18 protein-coding genes are annotated in these 21,235 nt (G+C 70.8%); 9 read left to right on the forward strand and 9 right to left on the reverse strand.

Features of this window, described 5'->3' with window-relative positions; genetic code table 11:
* Window positions 1-53: 53 nt before the first annotated feature.
* From ACIQWR_RS09415 to ACIQWR_RS09440, 6 genes are all read right to left on the reverse strand, one after another.
* Entirely contained in the window at window positions 54-1,841 is a 1,788-nt protein-coding gene (locus ACIQWR_RS09415; protein ID WP_404006157.1) for an ABC transporter ATP-binding protein, read from the reverse strand.
* Between the two features lie 2 nt (window positions 1,842-1,843).
* Window positions 1,844-2,902 carry an iron-siderophore ABC transporter substrate-binding protein gene (locus ACIQWR_RS09420; RefSeq protein ID WP_404006159.1) on the reverse strand — a complete coding sequence of 353 codons (1,059 nt, stop codon included), beginning with the start codon at window positions 2,900-2,902 and terminating at the stop codon, window positions 1,844-1,846.
* Window positions 2,903-2,988: 86 nt separating this feature from the next.
* Entirely contained in the window at window positions 2,989-3,903 is a 915-nt protein-coding gene (locus ACIQWR_RS09425; RefSeq protein ID WP_404006161.1) for an ABC transporter ATP-binding protein, read from the reverse strand.
* Between the two features lie 39 nt (window positions 3,904-3,942).
* Window positions 3,943-5,016 carry a FecCD family ABC transporter permease gene (locus tag ACIQWR_RS09430; protein WP_404006163.1) on the reverse strand — a complete coding sequence of 358 codons (1,074 nt, stop codon included), beginning with the start codon at window positions 5,014-5,016 and terminating at the stop codon, window positions 3,943-3,945.
* Window positions 5,013-6,086: a FecCD family ABC transporter permease gene (locus ACIQWR_RS09435; protein ID WP_404006165.1), complete on the reverse strand. Its 1,074-nt coding sequence runs from the start codon at window positions 6,084-6,086 to the stop codon at window positions 5,013-5,015. The genes ACIQWR_RS09430 and ACIQWR_RS09435 overlap by 4 nt, the downstream gene beginning before the upstream one ends.
* A gap of 210 nt (window positions 6,087-6,296) precedes the next feature.
* Window positions 6,297-7,664, reverse strand: coding sequence for a lysine N(6)-hydroxylase/L-ornithine N(5)-oxygenase family protein (locus ACIQWR_RS09440; RefSeq protein WP_404006167.1), 1,368 nt, complete (start codon window positions 7,662-7,664; stop codon window positions 6,297-6,299).
* A 261-nt stretch (window positions 7,665-7,925) separates the two neighbouring features.
* Between ACIQWR_RS09440 and ACIQWR_RS09445 the strand changes: the two genes are divergently transcribed.
* Window positions 7,926-8,873, forward strand: a complete 948-nt coding sequence (locus ACIQWR_RS09445; RefSeq protein ID WP_404006169.1) for a methionyl-tRNA formyltransferase — start codon at window positions 7,926-7,928, stop codon at window positions 8,871-8,873.
* 146 nt (window positions 8,874-9,019) lie between these two features.
* Entirely contained in the window at window positions 9,020-9,244 is a 225-nt protein-coding gene (locus ACIQWR_RS09450) for a hypothetical protein (protein WP_404006171.1), read from the forward strand.
* Window positions 9,245-9,549: 305 nt separating this feature from the next.
* On the opposite strand, the gene ACIQWR_RS09455 is transcribed toward ACIQWR_RS09450, so the two are convergent.
* The 3 genes from ACIQWR_RS09455 to ACIQWR_RS09465 form a co-directional block, all read right to left on the reverse strand.
* Entirely contained in the window at window positions 9,550-10,182 is a 633-nt protein-coding gene (locus ACIQWR_RS09455; protein ID WP_404006173.1) for a disulfide bond formation protein B, read from the reverse strand.
* Window positions 10,183-10,196: 14 nt separating this feature from the next.
* A complete protein-coding gene (locus tag ACIQWR_RS09460; protein WP_404006175.1) occupies window positions 10,197-10,358 on the reverse strand; it encodes a hypothetical protein in 162 nt (53 codons plus the stop codon).
* Between the two features lie 131 nt (window positions 10,359-10,489).
* Entirely contained in the window at window positions 10,490-11,407 is a 918-nt protein-coding gene (locus ACIQWR_RS09465) for a LysR family transcriptional regulator (protein WP_404006177.1), read from the reverse strand.
* A 70-nt stretch (window positions 11,408-11,477) separates the two neighbouring features.
* Between ACIQWR_RS09465 and ACIQWR_RS09470 the strand changes: the two genes are divergently transcribed.
* The 7 genes from ACIQWR_RS09470 to ACIQWR_RS09500 all read left to right on the forward strand — a co-directional run bounded on the left by ACIQWR_RS09470 (window position 11,478) and on the right by ACIQWR_RS09500 (window position 21,173).
* Window positions 11,478-11,675 carry a hypothetical protein gene (locus tag ACIQWR_RS09470; RefSeq protein WP_404006179.1) on the forward strand — a complete coding sequence of 66 codons (198 nt, stop codon included), beginning with the start codon at window positions 11,478-11,480 and terminating at the stop codon, window positions 11,673-11,675.
* Window positions 11,675-13,195 (forward strand): cytochrome ubiquinol oxidase subunit I, encoded by a 1,521-nt coding sequence (locus ACIQWR_RS09475; RefSeq protein WP_404006181.1) that lies wholly within the window; start codon window positions 11,675-11,677, stop codon window positions 13,193-13,195. The genes ACIQWR_RS09470 and ACIQWR_RS09475 overlap by 1 nt, the downstream gene beginning before the upstream one ends.
* 23 nt (window positions 13,196-13,218) lie before the next feature.
* A complete protein-coding gene (gene cydB, locus ACIQWR_RS09480; RefSeq protein WP_404006183.1) occupies window positions 13,219-14,235 on the forward strand; it encodes a cytochrome d ubiquinol oxidase subunit II in 1,017 nt (338 codons plus the stop codon).
* Between the two features lie 77 nt (window positions 14,236-14,312).
* Window positions 14,313-15,707 carry an MFS transporter gene (locus ACIQWR_RS09485; protein ID WP_404006426.1) on the forward strand — a complete coding sequence of 465 codons (1,395 nt, stop codon included), beginning with the start codon at window positions 14,313-14,315 and terminating at the stop codon, window positions 15,705-15,707.
* A 24-nt stretch (window positions 15,708-15,731) separates the two neighbouring features.
* A complete protein-coding gene (locus ACIQWR_RS09490; protein ID WP_404006185.1) occupies window positions 15,732-17,858 on the forward strand; it encodes a helix-turn-helix domain-containing protein in 2,127 nt (708 codons plus the stop codon).
* A gap of 110 nt (window positions 17,859-17,968) precedes the next feature.
* Complete coding sequence (locus tag ACIQWR_RS09495; RefSeq protein WP_404006427.1) at window positions 17,969-19,915, forward strand: APC family permease; 1,947 nt, start codon at window positions 17,969-17,971, stop codon at window positions 19,913-19,915.
* A gap of 82 nt (window positions 19,916-19,997) precedes the next feature.
* The gene (locus ACIQWR_RS09500; protein ID WP_404006187.1) at window positions 19,998-21,173 is read left to right on the forward strand and encodes a serine hydrolase domain-containing protein; all 1,176 of its coding nucleotides are present in this window, start codon (window positions 19,998-20,000) and stop codon (window positions 21,171-21,173) included.
* Window positions 21,174-21,235 lie beyond the last annotated feature (62 nt).

The following is a 21,235-nucleotide window of genomic DNA, read 5'->3' on the forward strand; positions in this document are numbered from 1 at the left end:
GACTCAACACCCTTTCAAGATACTAAGGTCAGCCTAACCTAAATTAGGTCGACCTAACTAGCGTCTCTCCAGGCCCGCCAGAGTCGCGCGTACCGGCCGCCCAGAGCCACCAACTCCTCGTGCGTGCCCTGCTCCACGACGCGTCCCGCATCCAGCACGGCGATCCGGTCGGCCGCCATGGCCTGGGTCAGCCGGTGGGCCACGAACAGCGTGGTCCGGCCGGAGCAAGCGGCGAGCACGGCGCGTTCCAGCTCGGCGGCGCCTTCACTGCCCGCCTCCGCCGTCGACTCGTCGAGCACCACCACGGGCGCCCGGCCCAACACCAGCCGGGCCAGGGCGATCTGGGCGACCTTGGTACCGTCCAGCCGGACACCGCCCTCGCCGACCGCGGTCTCCAGACCGTCGGGCAGCGCCTCGACCCACTGGTCCGCGCCCACGGTGCGCAGCGCGGCCGTCAGTTCGGCGTCGGTGGCTCCCGGCGCGGCGAGCCGCAGGTCGTCGGCGAGCGGACCGGAGAACACGTGCGTCTCCTGGGTCAGGATGCTCACCAGCGCCCTCGCCGCGGCCTCGTCCAGATCGGCGAGGTCGGTCGTCCCGATCCGCACCGATCCGGTCTGCGGGGTCCCGATGCCGGCGATGAGCGCGGCCAGGGTGGTCTTGCCGGCGCCCGTCGCGCCCACCAGGGCCAGTGAGCCGCCCGCCGGGATCGTCAGGCTGACGTCCCTCAGGACCGGCTCGTCCGCGCCGGGGTAACGGAAGGTCAGCCCCTCCACGGTCACCGGGTACCGCTCGTCGTCCACCAGCACGGCGGTCGAGTCCCCGACGAGGCGCTCCTGCGTGGACTCCGACAGCACCCCGACGAGCCGGGTCAGGCTCGCGCCGGACTTCTGGGCCTCGTCGAAGGTGAACATGATCGCGCCCAACGGGGTGAACAGGCGGTGGAACACCAGCGGGGCGGCCGACACCTCGCCGAGCGTGGCCGAACCGGTCTCCAGCAGGACGTAGCCCACCACGAGGATCAGGACCAGCCCGATGAACTCCGCGCGGTTCTCCCTGCCGACGAACCGGCCGAAGAAGTGGAACACCTCGATCCCGAGGTCCCGTACCCGCCGCGAGTCCTGGGAGACCTTCTCGCGGAAGGCCTCCTCCAGGCGGTGCGCCCGTACCGTCTCGATCCCGTTCAGGCCGCTGATCAGCGCCTGCGCACGCTCGGCCTGGGCGACCGCGCGCTTCTGGTAGAGCGGGGCGGACCGCGGGAGGTACCAGCGCAGGGCCAGCGCGTAGGCCGGCAGCGCACAGGCACCCGCCAGGCCGAGTCGCCAGTCGAGCCCGAACATGCCGATCGTGGCGATGGCGACCAGGACACCCGCGGAGAACACCGTGGGAATGGCCGAGCGGATGCCCTTGGACAGGACGGCGACGTCGTCGCCGACCCGGGAGAGCACGTCGCCGCGGCCCACCTGCTCGACCCGGGCGCTGGGCATGCCCAGCACGGCCCGGACCGCGCCTTCGCGCAGGTGCGCGAGCAGGTCGGCGCCGAGCCGCCCGATCAGGTAGGCCGACACGGCGGTGGCCGCCGCGCCGAGGAGCGCGGCGGCCACCATCCAGGCGCCGATCGTGACCAGGACCGAACGCGGTTCGCCCCCGACCACTCCGTCGACCACCCGGCCGAGCAACAGCACGGGGAGCATCTGGAGAGCCGCCCCGGCCACCGTGCTGAGTACGGCGGCGGACGTCAGCCAGGGCATCTTGCGGCAGTTCGCCACGACCCATCGGGCTGCTTCACGTCCGGTCGTCGTACGCAGGGTGGCCGGGGCGACCCGGATTTCCGTGGCGCTCACACCTAGCCGACCGACTTGACGAGCTCGTCGATCGCGAACGGCAGGGAGGGCAGGGTGGCCTGCGACATGGCCGCACCGGCCGCCGGGCCCTCGCTGTCGAGCAGGTAGGACACCTTGTTGTTCTTGGTGACCTTCAGGTTGGCGAAGAGGTCGAACTTCTTGAGCGCGTCCGTGTCGGCCTTGTCGTTGATGACGAAGACGCGGTCGACGTCGATCAGGTCCATGCGCTCGGGGGACAGCGCGAAGGAGAACTTGCCGCCCGAGATCTTGTCGAGCTCGGTCTGACCCTTGAAGCCCATGCCGGTCAGGAGCTGGCCGCGCACGTCGGAGGTGGTGAAGGGGTTGACCGCGTCCTTGTACCAGGACAGCGAGACGGCGGTCTGGGTGGCGAACTCGGGGTGCGCCTTCTTGACCGTGGCGAGCTTGTCCTGGATGCCCTGGACCATGGCCTTGCCCTCGTCGGCCTTGCCGAGCGCCTTGGCGATGTGCTGGGCGTTGTCCTGCCACGGAGCGCTGAAGGGCTCCTTCTCGGTCTTCGTGCGGCCGACGGTCGGCGCGATCTTCGAGAGCTTGTCGTAGCCGGCCTTGTCGATCTCGGAGTAGACCGCGATGATCAGGTCGGGCCGCAAGGCCGCGATCTTCTCGAAGTTGGGGCCGGTGTCACCGTTGTTCATGATGACCTCGGGCTTGGTGTCGCCCCACTTGTCCTTCACCCAGGGCCACTGGGTGTTGATGTCGGGGCTCTGGCCCGCCGGGTTCGGGTACTGGTCGACCATGCCGACCGGCTTGACGCCGAACGCGAGGATGTTCTGGTCGTCCGTGTAGCCGACGGCGACGACCCGCTTGGGGGCCTTCTTGACCTCGGTGGACCCGAAGAAGTGCTCGACCGTGACGGGGAACGCACCGGTGGCCGCGGAGGCGTTGGCGCTGTCGTCCTTCTTGTCCTTGTCCGCCGAGCCGGTGCCGCAACCCGCGAGGAGGCCCACACCCAGGGCCGCGACGGACGCGGTCGCCGCCAGCCGCCGCAGCGGGGTCATACGAGTCGATCGATCGAGGAGCATCCGAAATCCCTTGCTTTCATGCTGTCCACTGCGGCCTCACCTAAGGGCAGGCAAACCTTACCCCGAGGGAATGAGGTTAGCCTACCCTAAGTTGTAAGAATCTCGTTTAGGCCGACCGCACTCTGGACATGGGTCCGGCCGATCGGCACGACGAGCGGCCGGTCACCCACCGGATCGTCGATCACCATGGCACGCAGACCGAAGGCCTCGTGCAGCAGCTCGGCGGTCAGCACGTCGCGCGGATGACCCTGCGCCAGCACCGAACCGGCCTTCATCACGATCAGGTTGTCGCTGTAGCGCGCGGCCAGGTTGAGGTCGTGCAGCACCATGACCACGGTGCGTCCCGACTCGTGCAGGTCGTCGACCAGGTCGAGCACGTCGACGGCGTGGGCCAGGTCGAGGTAGGTGGTGGGCTCGTCGAGCAGCAGCAGGTCGGTGCCCTGAGCGAGGGTCATCGAGATCCAGACGCGTTGACGCTGCCCCCCGGAGAGCGAGTCGACCGGACGGTCGGCCAGGTCGGCCACCCCGGTCATGGCCAGCGCGCGCTCCACGACGGACGCGTCGTCCGAGGACCACTGGCGCAGCCAGCTCTGGTGCGGATGGCGGCCCCTGGCGACCAGGTCGGCCACGGTCAGACCCTCCGGCGCCACCGGCGCCTGGGGCAGCAGGCCGAGCTTCTTCGCCACGTCCCTGGTCCGCAGCCGGGCGATGTCCTCGCCGTCCAGCACGACCGAGCCGGCGGTCGGCTTGAGCAGCCGCGACAGGGTCCGCAACAGGGTCGACTTGCCGCACCCGTTGGGTCCGATGATCGTGGTGACCACCCCCTGCGGGATCGTCACGTCCAGCGCGTCTATGACGGTCCGGTCGCCGTACCCGACCGTGACGCCGTTGGCCACCAACCGCGGAACGCCTGCGGCCCCGGACTCGATCCCGGACCCGGCCCCGGACTCGATCCCCGACTCGATCCCGGACTCGATCCCGGCGATGTGCTGAGCGACCATGGCCCCCCCTTGTTTAGGCTTGCCTAACCTTTCTATCACCTAGCGGCGGTTCGCCCGCACCAGAAGGTAGATGAGGAAGGGGCCGCCGATCGCCGCCGTGACCACTCCGACGGGCAGGCTGATGGGCAGTGCCGTACGGGCGACCAGGTCCGAGCCGATCAGCAGCAGTGCTCCCACCGCGGCGGATGCCACCAGCGGCGGGGTGGGGCACTTGGTCAGACGGATCGCCACCTGGGGCGCCACCATGGCGACGAACGGGACCGGTCCCGCCGCACTCACCGCGAAGCCGGCCAGCAGCACCGCGCACAGCAGCAGGGCGGCCCTGACGAGCGCGTACCGGACGCCGAGGCCCGCGGCCACGTCGTCGCCGAAGTGCAGCGGCTTGAACTGGAAGGAGAAGCACCCCACGACGACCGCGAGGACGACGGTTCCCCAGAGCGCGACCGACACCTCGTCCCACGACCGGTTGTCCAGGGAGCCGACCAACCACGCCTGGGCCCGCGCCACGTCCCTGATGTCCGCGGTGACCAGCAGCCAGGTCGTGATCGCCTCCATCACGGCGCTCACGGAGATGCCGATGAGGATGAGCCGGAACCCGTCGACCCCGCGCCGCCACGCCATGAAGTACACCAGCAGGCCCGTGCACAGACCGCCCGCCAGCGCCGCCCCGGACAGGCCCACGGAGCCGACGACCGCGGCGGTGGCTCCGCCGGACACCGTCACCAGCAGCACCGCGACCGCGCTGGCGCCGCCCGTGATGCCCAGGATGTCCGGACTGGCCAGCGGGTTGCGGGCGATGGACTGGGTGATCGCCCCGGCCATCCCCAGCGCGATGCCCACGACGAGCCCGGCCAGGGCCCGCGGCATGCGCAGGTCCATGATCACGAACTGGTCGACCTGCTCACCCCGGCCGAAGAGGGTGGCCACCACCTGCGGCAGGCCGAGGGGGAAGTCCCCCACGGCGATGGACGCACAGAACGCCAGGAAGGTCGCCGCCATCAGCACCAGCGTGACCAGCACGATCCTGGGCCGCCACGCGAAGGACCACTGGCCGAACCGGACGCCCGGCGCCCCCACGGGCTTCACCGGGGGCTTCACCACTGTCACGTTCATGCGCTCTTGAACTTTCCCCGCCACACCAGGACCGCGAAGAACGGGGCACCGAGGAGAGCGACGAGGACACCCGCGTCCAGCTCACCCGGCCGCACCACGACGCGTCCCACGATGTCGCAGAACAGAAGGACGACCGCGCCGAGCAGGCCCGCGTACGGCACCAGCCAGCGGTAGTCGGGCCCGGCCAGGTAGCGGGCCACGTGCGCCACCATGAGTCCGAGGAAGGCGATGGGTCCGCACGCCGCCGTGGCCGCGCCCGCCAGCAGCGTGATGGCGACGATGCCGACGGTCCGGATCAGGGCGATGTTGACGCCCAGTCCCCGCGCCACGTCGTCGCCCAGGTTGAGCAGGTTCACGGAGGGCAGCGTGAACAGCGCCAGCACCAGCCCGACCACGATGAAGGCGGTGACCGGCCAGATGACGTCGAAGCCGACGCCGGCCACCGACCCGGCGTTCCAGAACCGCAGGGCGTTCAGGGCCGCCTTGTCCGACAGCGCGACCGCCGTCGTCATCGCCATGAGGAACACCGTGACCCCCTGCCCGGCCAGCGCGAGCGTCAGCGGATTGCCGGCGCCCCTACCGATGCTGGAGAGCCCGAACACGACGACACCGGCGAGCCCGGCGCCCGCGAAGGCGAACCAGACGTACTGGAACGGGTCGGTGAACCCGAACAGGGCGATCGCCGACACCACGGCGAAGGAGGCTCCGGTGTTCACGCCCAGCAGGCCGGTGTCCGCGATGGGGTTGCGCGTATATCCCTGGATCAGCGCACCGGCGACGCCCAGCGCGATGCCCGCCACGATCGCGAGCACCGTCCGGGGCACCCGTACGGTGTGCATGATGAGCCGGGCTTCCGAGAGCTTCTGGTCCGGGTCCGGCGCCCCGAACAGTCCGTGCCACGCCTCGGCGGGACTCAGCGCACGCGCGCCGACGGCGAGGGAGACCACGGCCACGGCCACGAGGACCGCGAGGACGACGCCCAGACCCACGGTCCGCCGTCGCCGCGCCGCGGCGACCGGGGAAGGGGCCCCGCGTTCCACTGTCGTCGTACTCACGTCGACGCGGCTCATCCCTTGCGTCCGCAGCGGACGGCGGGGACGGCGGGGACGGCGCGGCTCCCGGGTATCACGCGTCGGCTGACGGGCGGGCTGCCGGTGGGGCGACGGGTACCAGGGAGCACGGACATTCCTTCTTCGTGGATCTGCGGCATGCAAACAGTACTGCCGTGCCTACCGGTGCGAAGGCACGGGCAGGCACGGCAATGGACCGGAGCCGAGTGGCTAGACGGCCGCCTGGCGGGCGTCGTTCCCGGCCGCACCGGCCACCGGACGGGCCTGGTCGGGCACGGCCTTGAGGTTCCGGTCGAGGATCGAGTCGAGGATCTCGCCCACCCGCACCGCGGTGTTGGACAGCAGCGAGGAGGTGATGCCGTGGGTGTGCTCGGTGCCGCCCTGGAGGTAGATGCCGCAGCGCAGTTCGAGGTCGGTCGTCACCCGGTAGTCGCGCTCGACCCGGACCCGGCCCTGGTCGTCGCGGTGGCAGCGGTCGGCGACCTCGCCGAGCAGGCCCAGGCCGTCCGCCTGCTGGTACCCGGTGGCGCACACCACGACGTCGGCGTCCAGCACGTTCTCCTCGCCGGTGACGAGGGACTTGATGGTGGCGCGGACCCCGCCGGCCGCGTCCTCCACGCCCGTCAGGCGCGAGACGTTCAGGAAGCGGAGCCGCTCGGTGCCGAGCACCTTCTCCTGGTACGACTGCCGGTACAGGTCGTCGATGAGGTCGATGTCCACCACGGAGTAGTTGGTGTTGCCGTGGTAGTCCATCAGCTGGCGCTTGACGCCCTCCGGCGCCGCGAAGTACTCGTCGACCGCCTGGGGGTCGAAGATCCGGTTGGCGAAGCTGCTGTCGTCCGCCGGGCTGTAGCCGTAGCGGGAGAAGACCGCACAGACCTCGGCCTCGGGGAAGCGACGGTGCAGGTAGGCGACGTTCTCGGCGGCGCTCTGGCCGGCGCCGACCACGATGAAGCGGGTGGGGTCGGTGCCCTCCAGGCCGTCCACCTTCGACAGCAGGTCGGTGTTGTGCCAGACGCGGTCGGTCCGCTCGACGCCCTCCGGCATGACCGGGCGCAGCCCGGTTCCGACGATGAGGTTGCGGGCCCGGTGGACGACGACCTCGTCACCGGAGCGCGCCGTCACGTCGAGGTACTCGATCACGCCATCGCGCAGCACGGGCTCGACGGAGACGACCTGGTGGCCGTACGAGACCATGTCGTCGACCTTGGCCGCGGCCCACTCGAGGTAGTCGTGGAACTCCACCCGGAGCGGGAACAAATTCTTGTGGTTGACGAAGTCGATCAGCCGACCCTTGCTCTGCAGGTAGCAGAGGAAGCTGTACTCGCTGCTCGGGTTCCGCAGCGTCACCAGGTCCTTCATGAAGGACACTTGCATCGTCGCGTCGTCGATGAGCATGCCGCGGTGCCAACCGAAGCGGGGCTGCTGCTCGAAGAAGTGGGCGGTGACCGCCTCCTGCCTTCCCACGCTCGCGTTGTGCTCGCTGAGCGCGATCGCCATGGCCACGTTGGACGGCCCGAAGCCGATACCTATCAGGTCGTGGATCAGTGGTGCGTCGCCAGGAAGAGCCTGTGACATGTCACTCCCATTCGTGCGGGACAGCCGCCCGTCAGGCGCCCTGTCGGGGTGGGGGAAAGGGGGAGTCCAGGCGCACCGGTGACCGGCAGCCGAGCGGAACTTAGGTAAAGCTAACCTAATTGAGCCAGCCTGTCGACAAGGCAAACCACACAAATGACCCGTGATCGGGTCAACCCGACCCAGAACTACGGGCACGTTGCACCCTTAGGTAAGGCTTGCTTTACTTGCCTCGGTCAATCGCTCTTCTGAGGAGGAACCCCCATGCGGGTCGTCATGTTCGGTTATCAGACCTGGGGCCATCGCACCCTGCAAGCGCTCCTGGACTCCGAGCACGACGTGGTGTTGGTCGTGACCCACCCCAAGAGCGAGCACGCCTACGAGAAGATCTGGAGCGACTCCGTCGCCGACCTCGCCGAGGAGCACGGCGTCCCCGTGGTCATCCGCAACCGGCCCGACGACGAGGAGCTGTTCGCGCGGCTCAAGGAGGCCGACCCGGACATCATCGTGGCCAACAACTGGCGCACCTGGATTCCGCCGCGCATCTACACCCTCCCCCGCCACGGCACCCTCAACATCCACGACTCGCTGCTGCCCAAGTACGCCGGCTTCTCCCCGCTGATCTGGGCCCTCATCAACGGCGAGCCGGAAGTCGGCGTCACGGCCCACATGATGGACGAGGTGCTCGACGCCGGCGACATCGTGGACCAGCGCACGGTGGCGGTCGGACCCACCGACACGACCACCGACCTGTTCCACAAGACGGTCGACCTGATCGCCCCGGTCACGGTCGGCGCCCTGGCGCGGATCGCCGCCGGCGAGACCGAGTTCACCAAGCAGGACCGCTCCGAGGCCAGCTTCTTCCACAAGCGGTCCGAGGAGGACGTCCGCATCAACTGGGACTGGCCGGCCGATGTCCTGGAGCGCCTGGTCCGCGCCCAGTGCGCCCCGTACCCGAGCGCCTTCACCTTCCACAAGGGCAAGCGCCTGGAGATCACGGCCGCGGTCGTGTCGGAGGGCCGCTACGGCGGCACCCCGGGCCGCATCTTCTACCGCGAGGGCGGCGGCGTGGTGATCGTCGCCGGGGCAGACGCCCGCACGGGCCGCAACCACGGCCTGGCCATCACCGGCGTACGGACCGAGGACGGACGGGAGTTGCCCGCGACCGAGTACTTCACCGCCATGGGCGGCTATCTGACGAGCCGTCCCTGACCGGAGGGCCGGAGATCAACGCCGCGCGGATCAGCGATCCACGCGGCGTTGCGGCACGGGCGCTGAATAGGTCGGCCCAACCTATTCTCCGGTCGTGTGGTCGGCCTGCCGGGGGGCGAGTGCCGTACCGACAGTGAGGAACCGTCATGGAGCAGCCGCTCTTCACCGGTACGGCGCACGACCCGTCGGGAACGGCGTTCGCCGTCTTCGGGATATCGACCATGCCGACCGACTGGGCCCAGGTCTTCGAGGCCCTCGCCGGTACCGTCCTGACCGTTGCCGCCGTCCCCGACGGTGCACGGACGGTCTCGACGGTCCCGCTCGCCACCGCGGAGGCAGCGGGCGCGGCGGGTGTCCACAGCCACCTCTGACCCGGCTGACCCGGCTGACATCGCTGACGTTGTCGAGGATCGCGGGCACGAGCGTGGCGGGGCGCTCGCGCCGACGCGGCCTCGTGATGTCGATCTCGCCGACGCGGCGCATCCCGTACCGGTCGGGGTACGCCTCGAGCCCAGCGCGCCGCCGGCGGACGGCGCTACCGCTTCCACGTCTACCGACCCGGTGCCGAGAGCCGCGACCCCGGCGACATCCAGAAGGTCCCGGTGGAGATCACCGAGGACGTGACGGCCTGCACCGACGGCTGGTTGGCCCGGCTGCTGACGGACGGCGGGTGGCCTCAGAGGCCGAGGTCGGTGAGGAACTGGTAGCTGGTGGGGTCGCCCGGCATCTGCCAGGTGAACCCCTGGAGGAAGAAGCAGGCGACGAGGTTGCTGGCGGCGAACACGAGCAGCACGGCCAGGGTGACGCCGCCCATCGCGCGCAGAGCGGAGCACTGGGCTGCCGCGTCGAGGGGTTCGGCCTGAGGAGTGAGGAACAGGGCGACACCGGCGGCGATCGCCGCGGCGAGGAAGGCGATCAGGGCCCAGGTGTACAGGTGCAGTCCGAACAGGGCGCCGGCGTAACCGGGGTCCGGGGGAACGATGTGCATCAGGACCTGGCTCGCGGAAACGGTGCTGCCCACCAGGGCGGCCACGATGGCCCAGCCCCAGCCCGTGGCCCAGTCCCGGGCGCTCACCGGGCCCTTGCGGGACCGGGCGGCGATCCAGGCCGGGCCGAGCGCGCTGAGCAGGAAGAACATGCGTTGCAGCAGGCACATCGGGCAGGGGTATTCGTCGAGGCCGAATTGGAAGAAGTACGCGCCGGCGAGGGTGCCGCACAAGCCGATGACATAGGCGTGCGTGAACCACAGGCCGAGGCGGTTGGAGAGCCGGGCCGACTCGGTGGGGTTGGTGATCAGGGTGGCAGCCATGGAAATCCTCCTCCTCAGAGGGCGATGTGGAAGGTGTGGTCGAGCACGTGGGGGAGGAACGCGAGCACCGTGAGGAGCAGGGTTCCCGCCCACAGCGGGTTGCGGGTCCGGGCCGGCCAGCCGCGGAGCACCGCCATCACACACAAGAAGATGAGGAGGAAAAGGAGCGTGTACATGCTGTCCCGGCTTCATCGGAGGGAGTCTGACGGCTCCACTCTCCGCTCGGGCGCCCCGTTCGAGTAGCGGCAACGCTTCGATGCATCCATAGACCGGTTCTATGGCCCGGGTCGGCCTGCGCCCTGCCGGGTCACGTGGCCCTGTGGAGGCGTGCGATGGCGTAGAGATCCCGGGAGGGGCCGCTCGGGCGCTGCCCGGCGGGCCAGACGGCACGCAGGGAGCGGCCCAGTTCGAGTCCCGTGACGGGAGGGGACTTGAGAGTTCCCGCGGCCAGCTCGGCCTCGACGGCGAGGGAGCTGAGGACCGCGGGGCCCACCCCCGCGGCGGCGGCGGTCTTGATGGCGGTGGTCGAGGACAACTCCAGCATGAGGGCGGGCGAGCGCCAGTCGGGGATGCGGGCGGTCACGGCGGCCGCGAAGGAAGTGCGGGTTCCGGAGCCGGGCTCCCGCTGGATCAGTGAGGTCACGGCCAGCTCCTCCAGCGGGATCGCCGTGCGCCGGGCCCACGGGTGGGTCGGCGCCACCACCACGACGAGTTCGTCGCGGGCCACGACATGGCTTTCCAGGCCCTTCGGTACACGGGGGCTCTCGACGAAGCCGATTTCGGCCGCACCCTCCAGAACGGCCCGCGAGACGTCGGCGGAGTTGCCCGCGTGCAGGGCGATGGACGTCTCGGGGGTCCGGGCACGCAGGGACACGAGCCAGCGGGGGATCAGGTACTCGGCCACGGTCTGACTGGCCGCGATCTGCAGACGCGAGTCGCGCTGTTCGCGCAGCGTGTCGATGCCGACGCCGAGCTGCCGCGCCGCTTCGATCACCGTATGGGCCCACTCGGCGACCAGCGCGCCGGCCGGGGTGGGTTTGGAGCCCAGCGCGGAGCGTTCCAGGACGGCCAGGCCGACGAGCTTCTCCAGATAGCGGATCCGGGAGCTGGCCGAAGGCTGGCTGATCCCGTGTGCCTCGGCGGCCCTGCCCAGGCTGCCGAGCTCGATGACGCTGAGCAGCAGGTCGAGGGCGGCAAGGTCGGGTACGCGCGGAGGCAGGGGCATAGACCCATTCTATGGAGGCATCGATTCGTCGCCACTACCGGGCGCGTCCGACGGGGGTGAGAGTGGCGGCATGAGCACCTCGACCACCTCCCTCTCCGCGCCCAGGGCCTACCGGCGCCGGGTGCTGACCGTCGGCGCGGGCACGCTGCTGCTGATCAAGGACGCCGTCAGCGCGGACGTGGCCTCCCATGCCGGAGCCGACCCGCGGCTCTTCCCGTCCGCTACCGCTACCGCTACCGTCCCTGCCTCCTTCGTGGGGGCCGCGTAGTGGACCTGGCACTCGCGCCGGAGACCATGGCGCGCTGGCAGTTCGGCATCACCACCGTCTACCACTTCCTCTTCGTCCCTCTGACGATCTCACTGGCCGCCGTCACAGCGGGACTTGAGACCGCCTGGGTGCGTACGGGAAAGGAGAAGTACTTCCACGCCACCAAGTTCTGGGGCAAGCTCTTTCTGATCAACATCGCGCTGGGAGTCGTCACCGGCATCGTCCAGGAGTTCCAGTTCGGCATGAACTGGTCCGACTACTCGCGGTTCGTGGGCGATGTCTTCGGAGCCCCGCTCGCCTTCGAAGCGCTCATCGCGTTCTTCCTGGAGTCCACCTTCATCGGCCTGTGGATCTTCGGCTGGGACAAGCTGCCGAAGAAGGTCCACTGCGCCTGCATCTGGCTGGTCTCGCTCGGCACGATCCTCTCCTCGTACTTCATTCTCGCGGCCAACTCCTGGATGCAGCACCCGGTCGGGTACGCCGTCGACAGCGCCACCGGCAAGGCCCGGCTCACCGACCTCTGGTCGGTACTGACACAGCAGACCGTCCTGGTGAACGTGGGACACACGCTGTCCGCCTCCTTCCTCACCGGCGGCGCGTTCGTCGTCGGGATCGCCTCCTTCCACCTGTGGAGGGCCTCGCGCGCCCGGCGCGGTCCGGATGCCCGAACCGCCGTGATGCGCACGTCGCTTCGCCTCGGTCTCACTCTCGCCGCAGCCGCGGGACTGGCCACCGCGATCAGCGGGGACAGCCTGGGCCAGGTGATGTTCGAGCAGCAGCCGATGAAGATGGCCGCCGCCGAAGCGCTCTGGGACACCCGGGCACCCGCCCCCTTCTCGGTCTTCGCGGTCGGGGACGTGGGCGAGGGGCGCAACGACGTCGCCGTCGAGGTTCCCGGTGTGCTGTCGTTCCTGGCCCATCACAACGTCACCGGCGCGGTGCCCGGCATCAACGACATCGCCCGCCAGGAGGCCGCCCGCTACGGCGGCAGCCCTCAGGACTACATCCCGAGCATCTTCATGACCTTCTGGGGTTTCCGGCTGATGATCGGCTTCGGCATGGTCTCGTTCGCCGCGGGAGCGGCGGGACTGTGGCTGACCCGTACGAGACGATGGATCGACGTCGGATTCCGCACGACGGAATCCGACGTGCCCCGGCTGATGCTCACCCGCCGCCGCGAACTCGGCCCGTTTCTCACCAAGTGGGCCTGGCGGGCGGGAGTGTTGACCCTGGGCTTCCCCCTCGTGGCCAACTCCTTCGGCTGGATCTTCACCGAGATGGGCCGCCAGCCCTGGGCCGTCAACGGCCTGTTCAAGACCGCCGACGCGGTCTCACCCGGCGTCTCCACGACCTCCGTCGTCATCTCGCTCACCGTTTTCACCCTGCTCTACGCGGCGCTCGCGGTGGTCGAGGTGCGACTCCTCGTGCGGTACGCCAAGGCGGGCCCCCACATGGACGAGGCTCCGCCGGACTCCGTACCGCCTCAAGACGCCGACCGCCCGCAGACCTTCGCCTACTGACCCACCCGGGAAACGAACACTCCATGCAACTCCACGACGTCTGGTTCGTGCTCATCGCCTTCCTGTGGACGGGCTACTTCTTCCTGGAAGGCTTCGACTTCGGCATCGGCATCCTCACCGGCTTCCTGGCCCGCGGCGCCGAGGAGCGCGGCACACTGCTGGCGACCATCGGCCCGGTCTGGGACGGCAACGAGGTCTGGATGCTGACCGCCGTCGGTGCCACCTTCGCCGCCTTCCCCGACTGGTACGCCACGTTCTGCAGCGGCTTCTACCTGCCGATCCTGGCGGTACTCGTCTGCCTGATCGTGCGAGGCGTCGCCCTCGAATACCGGGCCAAGCGCGACGACGCGCCGTGGCGGCGCACCTGCGACCGCTGCGTGGTGTGGTCCTCGCTGGTCTGCGCCTTCCTCTGGGGGTTCATCTTCGCCGGCATGCTGCACGGAGTACCGATCGGACCGGACAAGAACGTCACGGGTGGCGTCCTTCCCCTGGTGAGCTGTTACTCCCTGCTCGGCGGGCTGTTCACCCTGTGCCTGTTCACTCTCCACGGCCTTCTCTTTGCCGCGTTGAAGACGAACGGGGCGATACGCGACCGGGCCCGCAGGGCGGTACGTGGCGTCGCCAACGCCGCGGCCGTCGTCACGCTCGTCTTCCTCTTCTGGACCCACCTCCACCGGGGCGGCCTGGCGCCCTTCATCGTGACCGGCATCGCCGTGCTGGCGCTGATACTCGTCGTGGAACAGTCCGAACAGGGCCGGGACGGCTGGGCGTTCGCCCTGTCGGGGCTGGCGGTCGCCGCGGCGGTCGCCGCGATCTTCCTCTCGCTGTTCCCCGATGTCCTCCCGTCCTCCACTGGAACCGCCGGAAGCCTGACGGTCGCGGGCGCGGCGGCGAGTCCGTACACCTTGCGGATCCTGACCTGGGTCGCGGCTTTCACGGCCCCGGTGGTGCTCGCCTACCAGGGCTGGACGTACTGGGTGTTCCGCAAGCGCATCAGCACGCCGGGCGAATCCCTGACCGGACACGACTCACCGCGGTAGCGGCCCCGCCCAGGAAGGGCCGCTTCTACGTTGTGGCAACGCCCGACGTCCCCGCAGACACCCTGGAAGTGGTGCACATGGTCTCCCCCGGAACCGTCCCGCAGGCTCCATCCGGAATCCGGCGGATCGTCGCCGCCAGCCTCATCGGCACGACCATCGAGTGGTACGACTTCTTCCTCTACGGCACCGCCGCCGCGCTCGTCTTCAACAAGCTGTTCTTCCCGACGGCCGATCCGCTGACCGGGACGCTGATCGCCTTCCTCACCTACGCGATCGGCTTCCTGGCACGGCCGTTGGGCGGGGTGGTCTTCGGGCACTTCGGTGACAAGGTCGGGCGCAAGAAGCTGCTGGTGCTCAGTCTGCTGATGATGGGCGGGGCGACGTTCGCGATGGGGTTGCTGCCCACCCACGCGACCATCGGGATCGGTGCGCCGATCCTGCTCACGCTGCTGCGGCTGATCCAGGGCTTCGCGCTCGGCGGGGAGTGGGGCGGGGCCGTGCTGATCGTCTCCGAGCACGGCGGGGACGAGCACCGCGGGTTCTGGGCCTCCTGGCCGCAGTCCGGCGCACCCGGCGGGAACCTGCTGGCCACCGGCGTCCTCGCGCTGCTCGCCTCCGTGCAGTCGGACGCCGCGTTCCTGGCCTGGGGTTGGCGGATCCCGTTCCTGCTCTCCGGGGTGCTGGTGGTCGTCGGGCTGTGGATCCGGCTCTCGGTGTCGGAGTCCCCCGTCTTCCTCGCCGCGCGGGCCAAGGCGGACGCGGCGGCGGCCCGCGGGGCAGTGGAACGCGCCCCCGTCGTCCAGGTGTTCCGCAGGGACTGGCGCCAGGTGCTGATCGCCATCGGCACCCGGTTCGGCGAGAACATCTCGTACTACGTCCTCACCTCCTTCCTCCTCGTGTACGTCACCGCGCACCTGGGCCTGCCCAAGACCACTGCCCTGAACGCGGTCCTGATCGGCTCCGCCGTCCACTTCGTCACCATCCCGGCCTGGGGCGCGCTCTCCGACCGGATCGGGCGCCGCCCGGTGACGCTGATCGGTTCCGGCGGCATGGTCCTGTGGGCCTTCGCCTTCTTCGCCCTGCTCGACTCGAAGTCGTTCCCCGTGATCGCCGCGGCCGTGACCGTCGGACTGCTGTTGCACGGTGCGATGTACGGGCCGCAAGCGGCCTTCATCTCCGAGATGTTCGACACCGAGGTCCGTTATTCCGGAGCGTCGATGGGCTCCCAGCTCGCCTCGATCGTCGCCGGGGCGCTGGCCCCGATCATCGCCGTCGAGCTGCTGGCGGACTACGGCTCCTCGGTCCCGGTGTCGATCTACCTCTGCGCGGCCGCCGTGGTCACCACCCTCACCGTCGCCTTCGCCAAGGAGACCCGCGGTCGCGACCTGGCGCGTACCGTGAACGACACCTCGGCGCCCGGGGCGTCCGGACGGCCCGGCCGGAAGGCTCCGCAGACCCAGCGGGCCGCCTGACCCGACCTGGAAGGAACTCCCCGTATGACCTCGGTGTGGACGGCGGACCACGGGACCTCGGACGGTGGCACCTCGGACCACGGCGCCTCGAACGACGGGACCGCGGACGGCGGGACGGACCACGGGGCGCCGGGTGGCCCGGCCGGTGCCGCGGCCGGCGCCCTGCGGGAGTTGCTCGGTCTGCTGGCCGACGGAGCGCCGGCCGAACGCTTCGCCCGGCCCGCGGCCGACGCCCGCGCGGCCGGGGCCGGGGCCGGGGAGCAGGCGTGGGTGGAGGAGGCCACCCGGGTCGCCCTGGACATCCGCCGCACCCTCGACCAGCACCGGCGCCGCGAGGCGGAACTCACCGCGCTGTTCGACACCGCCGGGGACCTGGCCGCCCTGCGGGACCCGGACGCCGTGCTGCGGGCCATCGTGCACCGCGCCCGGCTGCTGCTGGGGACGGACGTCACCTACCTCACCCTCAACGATCCGGTCGTCGGGGACACCTACATGCGGGTCACCGACGGCTCCGTCTCGGCCGCCTTCCAGCAACTGCGCCTGGGCATGGGCGAGGGGCTCGGCGGCCTGGTCGCCCAGAGCGCCCGTCCCTACGCCTCCGCCGACTACCGCACGGACGACCGCTTCAAGCACACCGCGGCCATCGACCACGGGGTGAGCGAGGAGGGGTTGCGCGGGATCCTCGGCGTCCCGCTGCGGGTGGGCAACCGGGTCATCGGGGTGCTGTACGCCGCCGACCGCGCGGTCCGCGAGTTCGCTCCCGAGGCGGTCGCCCTGCTCGCCTCGCTCGCCGACCACGCGGCCGTGGCCATCGACGGCGCCCGGCTGCTGGAGGAGACGCGCGCGGCCCTCGTCGAGCTGGGCGTGGCGAACGAGACCGTCCGCGCGCACAGCGAGGCGATGCGACTGGCCGCCGAGACCCATGACCGGCTCACCGAACTGGTGCTGCGCGGCGCCGACACGGGCGACCTGGCCCGCGAGGTCGCGGCCCTGCTGGGCGGCGGTCTGGTGGTCCACGACTCCGACGGCAGCGAGCTCGCCCGGGTGGCCGCGGGACCTCAAGGGCAAGAGCCGCCGGAGGAGGTACAAGGGCGGCCGCGGGCGCAGGAGCGGCCGGAGGCGCAGGAGCGGCCGGAGGCACGGGACGAGCGCGAGGCGTGGACAGCGGCGTCCCGCTCCGGTGGCCGGGCCGTCCGCGCGGCCGGGAACTGGGTCTGCGCGGTCCTGGCGGGGCCCGAACTCCTCGGCAGCATCACCCTGACCGGCCGCCCGGAGCTCCCCGACTCCGACCGACGGCTCTTCGAACGCACCGCGCTGGTCACGGCGCTGCTCCTGTTGCTGCGCCGGTCCACGGCGCAGGCCGAGGACCGGGTCCGCGGCGAGCTGCTCGGCGACCTCCTGGCCACCGGGCCCGCGGGGCGGGTCCGGGACCCCGCCGGTCAGTCGCTGCGGGCGCGCAAGGTGGGCGTCGACCTGACCCGCCCGCACGCCGTGCTGGTGCTGCACTGCGACGCGGCGCAGCGGACCAGGCTGCTGGCCGAGGGGACCCGCCGGGCCCGGGCCCTGGAGGGGCTCGCCGGACTGTACGAGGGCCGGGTGGTGCTCGTCGCGCCGACCGGGCACCCCGGTCCGCTGGCCCGCTCGCTCGCCGAGGACCTGGGCCGGGTGCTGGCCGTCCCGGTCACCGTGGGCTGCGCCGGGCCGGCCGCGGGTCCTCCCGGGCTGCCCGCCGCGCACGCCGAGGCGTTGCGCTGCCTGGAGGCGCTGCACGCCCTGGGGCACACCGGGCAGGGCGCGGCCCTGCCGGACCTGGGCTTCCTCGGGATCCTGCTGGGCGAGCGCAGCGATGTGGCCGGCTACGTGGAGCGGGTACTGGGCCCCGTACTGGACTACGACCGCAGGCGCGGCACCGAGTTGATCGGGACCCTGGAGGCGTACTACGCGCACGGGGCCAGCCTGGCCAAGGCCAAGGACGCGCTGCACGTCCACGTCAACACCGTGGTGCAGCGGCTGGACCGGATCCGGCAGCTCCTGGGCGAGAGTTGGAACACCCCCTCGCGGGCCCTGGAGATCCAGCTCGCGCTGCGCGTGCACCGCGTGTCGGGCATCGCGCAGAGCGCGTCGCCCGAGGTCAGCGGCCTTCCGCGTTAAGGGCGCGTCAGGATCGTCGCTCGAACGCGCACATCCGAGCGATGTCCGTACGCTCGGTCGTCGCGGCCCTCTCCATGGCCGGATCCGGGCTGTACGACAGGAGCACCACGATGGCCATCCCCACCCGCACCACGCGCCTGCGCGCCTGGATGCTGGAAGGCCTCAGCGACCAGATGAAGCAGGAGCGGGGCCGGAGCCGGGAGGACGCGCCACGCGGTGAGCACGGCCGCCGCTGGTGGCGCGTGATGTGCCTGACGGGCCTGGACTACTTCTCCACCCTCGGCTACCAGCCCGGCATCGCGGCGCTCGCCGCCGGCCTGCTCTCGCCGCTCGCCACGATCGTGCTCGTCGTCCTCACCCTGCTGGGCGCACTGCCCGTCTACCGCCGGGTGGCCGAGGAGAGCCCGCACGGCGAGGGCTCGATCGCGATGTTGGAGCGACTGCTGTCGTTCTGGAAGGGCAAGCTGTTCGTCCTGACCCTGCTCGGGTTCGCGGCCACCGACTTCCTGATCACGATCACCCTCTCCGCCGCGGACGCGACCGCGCACCTGGTGGAGAACCCGCACCTCACCGGCGTGCTGAGCGGGCACCAGCTGGTCATCACCCTGATCATGATCGCGCTGCTGGGGGCCGTCTTCCTGAAGGGCTTCAGCGAGGCGATCGGGGTGGCCGTCGTCCTGGTCGGGGTCTACCTCACGCTGAACGTGGTGGTGATGGCGGTGGGCCTGTGGCAGGTGGTCACCGAGCCGCACGTGGTCACCGATTGGTCGCACGCGCTCACCACCCAGCACGGCAATCCGTTCATGATGATCGCCATCGCCCTGGTCGTCTTCCCCAAGCTCGCCCTCGGGCTCTCCGGCTTCGAGACGGGCGTCGCGGTCATGCCGCACGTCCAGGGCGACCCGGACGACACGCACGACCGGCCCGCCGGGCGGATCCGCGAGACCAAGAAGCTGCTCACCACGGCCGCCCTGATCATGAGCGTCTTCCTGATCTGCTCCAGCTTCATCACCACCCTGCTGATCCCCGCCGACGAGTTCGAGCCGGGCGGAGCGGCGAACGGCCGCGCGCTCGCCTACCTCGCGCACGAACACCTCGGCTCCACCTTCGGCACGGTCTACGACGTCGCGACCATCCTCATCCTCTGGTTCGCCGGTTCCTCGGCGATGGCCGGTCTCCTCAACCTGATGCCGCGCTACCTCCCCCGCTACGGCATGGCCCCGCACTGGGCCCGCGCGCTGCGCCCGATGGTCATCGTCTTCACCCTCGTCGCCTTCCTCGTCACCTGGCTCTTCGACGCCGACGTCGACGCGCAGGGCGGCGCGTACGCCACGGGGGTCCTGGTCCTGATCACCTCGGCCGCCGTCGCCGTCACCATCGCCGCCCGGCGGGCCCGTCAGCGCGGCTGGACCCTCGCCTTCGGCCTGATCTCCGCGGTCTTCGTCTACACGACGGCGGTCAACGTGATGGAGCGGCCCGACGGCGTGAAGATCGGCGCCTGCTTCATCGCGGGCATCATGGCGCTCTCCCTGCTCTCCCGCCTCGCCCGCGTCTTCGAGCTGCGCGTCACGGACGTGGAACTCGACGAGATGGCGCAGCGGTTCGTGCGCGACACCGCCCACCGCACCATCCGGTTCATCGCCAACGAACCCGGCGGGCGCGACCTCGCCGAGTACCGGGACAAGGTGGAGCAGATCCGCGCCGACAACGACGTACCGGCCACGGACGACGTGCTGTTCGTCGAGGTCACCGTCCTGGACCCGTCCGAGTTCGAATCCGGTCTGCGGGTGCGGGGCGAGGTGCTCCACGACCGCTACCGCGTGCTGACCCTGGAGAGTTCGACCGTACCGAACGCGCTCGCCGCGCTGCTCCTGCACGTGCGCGACACGACCGGGCAGCGGCCGCACATCTACTTCGAATGGACCGAGGGCAACCCCTTCACCCATTTCCTGCGCTTCTTCCTCTTCGGCCAGGGCGAAGTCGCCCCGGTCACGCGCGAGGTCATCCGGGAAGCCGAACCCGACCGCGCCCGCCGCCCGCACGTCCACGCGGGCTGATCGGCCCGGGGCGCGGGAGACCGACGGGCCCGACGGGCGGTCGTCCCCCGCCCGCGCCCCCGCGGCTGGAACGATGGCGCCCATGAACCGGTCCCCGGCCCACGGCCCGACGCCCCCGCCCGAGCACGTCGGGTCACCGCACGAACGTGTCGGGTCGACGCAGGAACACATCGGGTCCCCGCAGGAACACGTCAGCGCGCTCCTGGACCGCCTGGTGGAGTCGGGCGCCGAGGCCGGGGCCGGGCTCCAGGTCGCGGCGTACGCGGGCGGGGAGCTGATCGTGGACGCCTGCGCGGGCGTCCCCGGCCCGGACGCGCTGATCCACAGCTTCTCGGTCGGGAAGGGCTTCACGGCCACCCTGGTCCACGTGCTCGCCGAGCGGGGACTGATCGACTACGACACCCCGGTCTCCCACTACTGGCCCGAGTTCGGGGCGCGGGGCAAGGGACGGGCCACCGTGCGCCAGGCACTCACGCACGCGATCGGCGTACCGCAGCTGCCGGCCGGCATCACCGCGGCCGAGTTGTGCGACTGGGACACGATGTGCGCGCTCGTCGCCTCCCTGGAGCCGTTGTGGGAACCGGGCTCGGCCAGTGGGTACCACGGCTGGACCTTCGGTTGGATCCTCGGCGAGACCGTCCGCCGGATCACCGGCCTGACCCCGGGCGAGGCCCTGCGCACGTACGTCGCCGAGCCGCTCGGGGTGGCCGACGAGCTGTACTTCGGAATCCCCCGGGACGCGCTCGGGCGTACCGTGCCGCTCGTGGAGGGGAACTGGGCGCAGTGGCTGGCCTCGCTGCCGCCCACCGCCCCGTTCGTCCACTTCGTCGCGCCCGACCCGGGCGTGTGGACCACCGCCGAGCTGGCCAACCAGCACGCCTACTTGCTCGCGGACCTGCCCGCCTGCGGGACCACCACCGCCCGGGCGGCGGCCCGGATGTACGCGGCGCTGCTGGGCGAGGTGGACGGCGTGAGGCTGCTGTCGCCCGAGCGGGTGGAGCTCGCGGCCCGGGTGGCCGTCGAGGGGAAGGACCGGATGCTGCTCGCTCGGCACGCCAAGGGGCTCGGCTACTTCCTGGGCCTGCCCGCGATGGCCGGCGAGACCACCTCCTTCGGCCATCACGGCAGCGGCGGCAGCATCGCCTTCGCGGACCGGGCCCGCGGGCTGTCGTTCGCCCTCACCCGCACCCGCCTGGTCGCGGGCCCGGCCGACACCTCGGCCCGGGTGCTCGCCGACGCGGTCAGGGCGCTCCTGTGAACGAGTGAGGTCGCCCCGGGGGCTGGAGACCGGGGACCTGAGACCGGACATCGGAAGATCCG

It is taken from the genome of Streptomyces sp. NPDC098789 (assembly GCF_044759975.1).
Classification (GTDB): Bacteria; Actinomycetota; Actinomycetes; order Streptomycetales; family Streptomycetaceae; genus Streptomyces.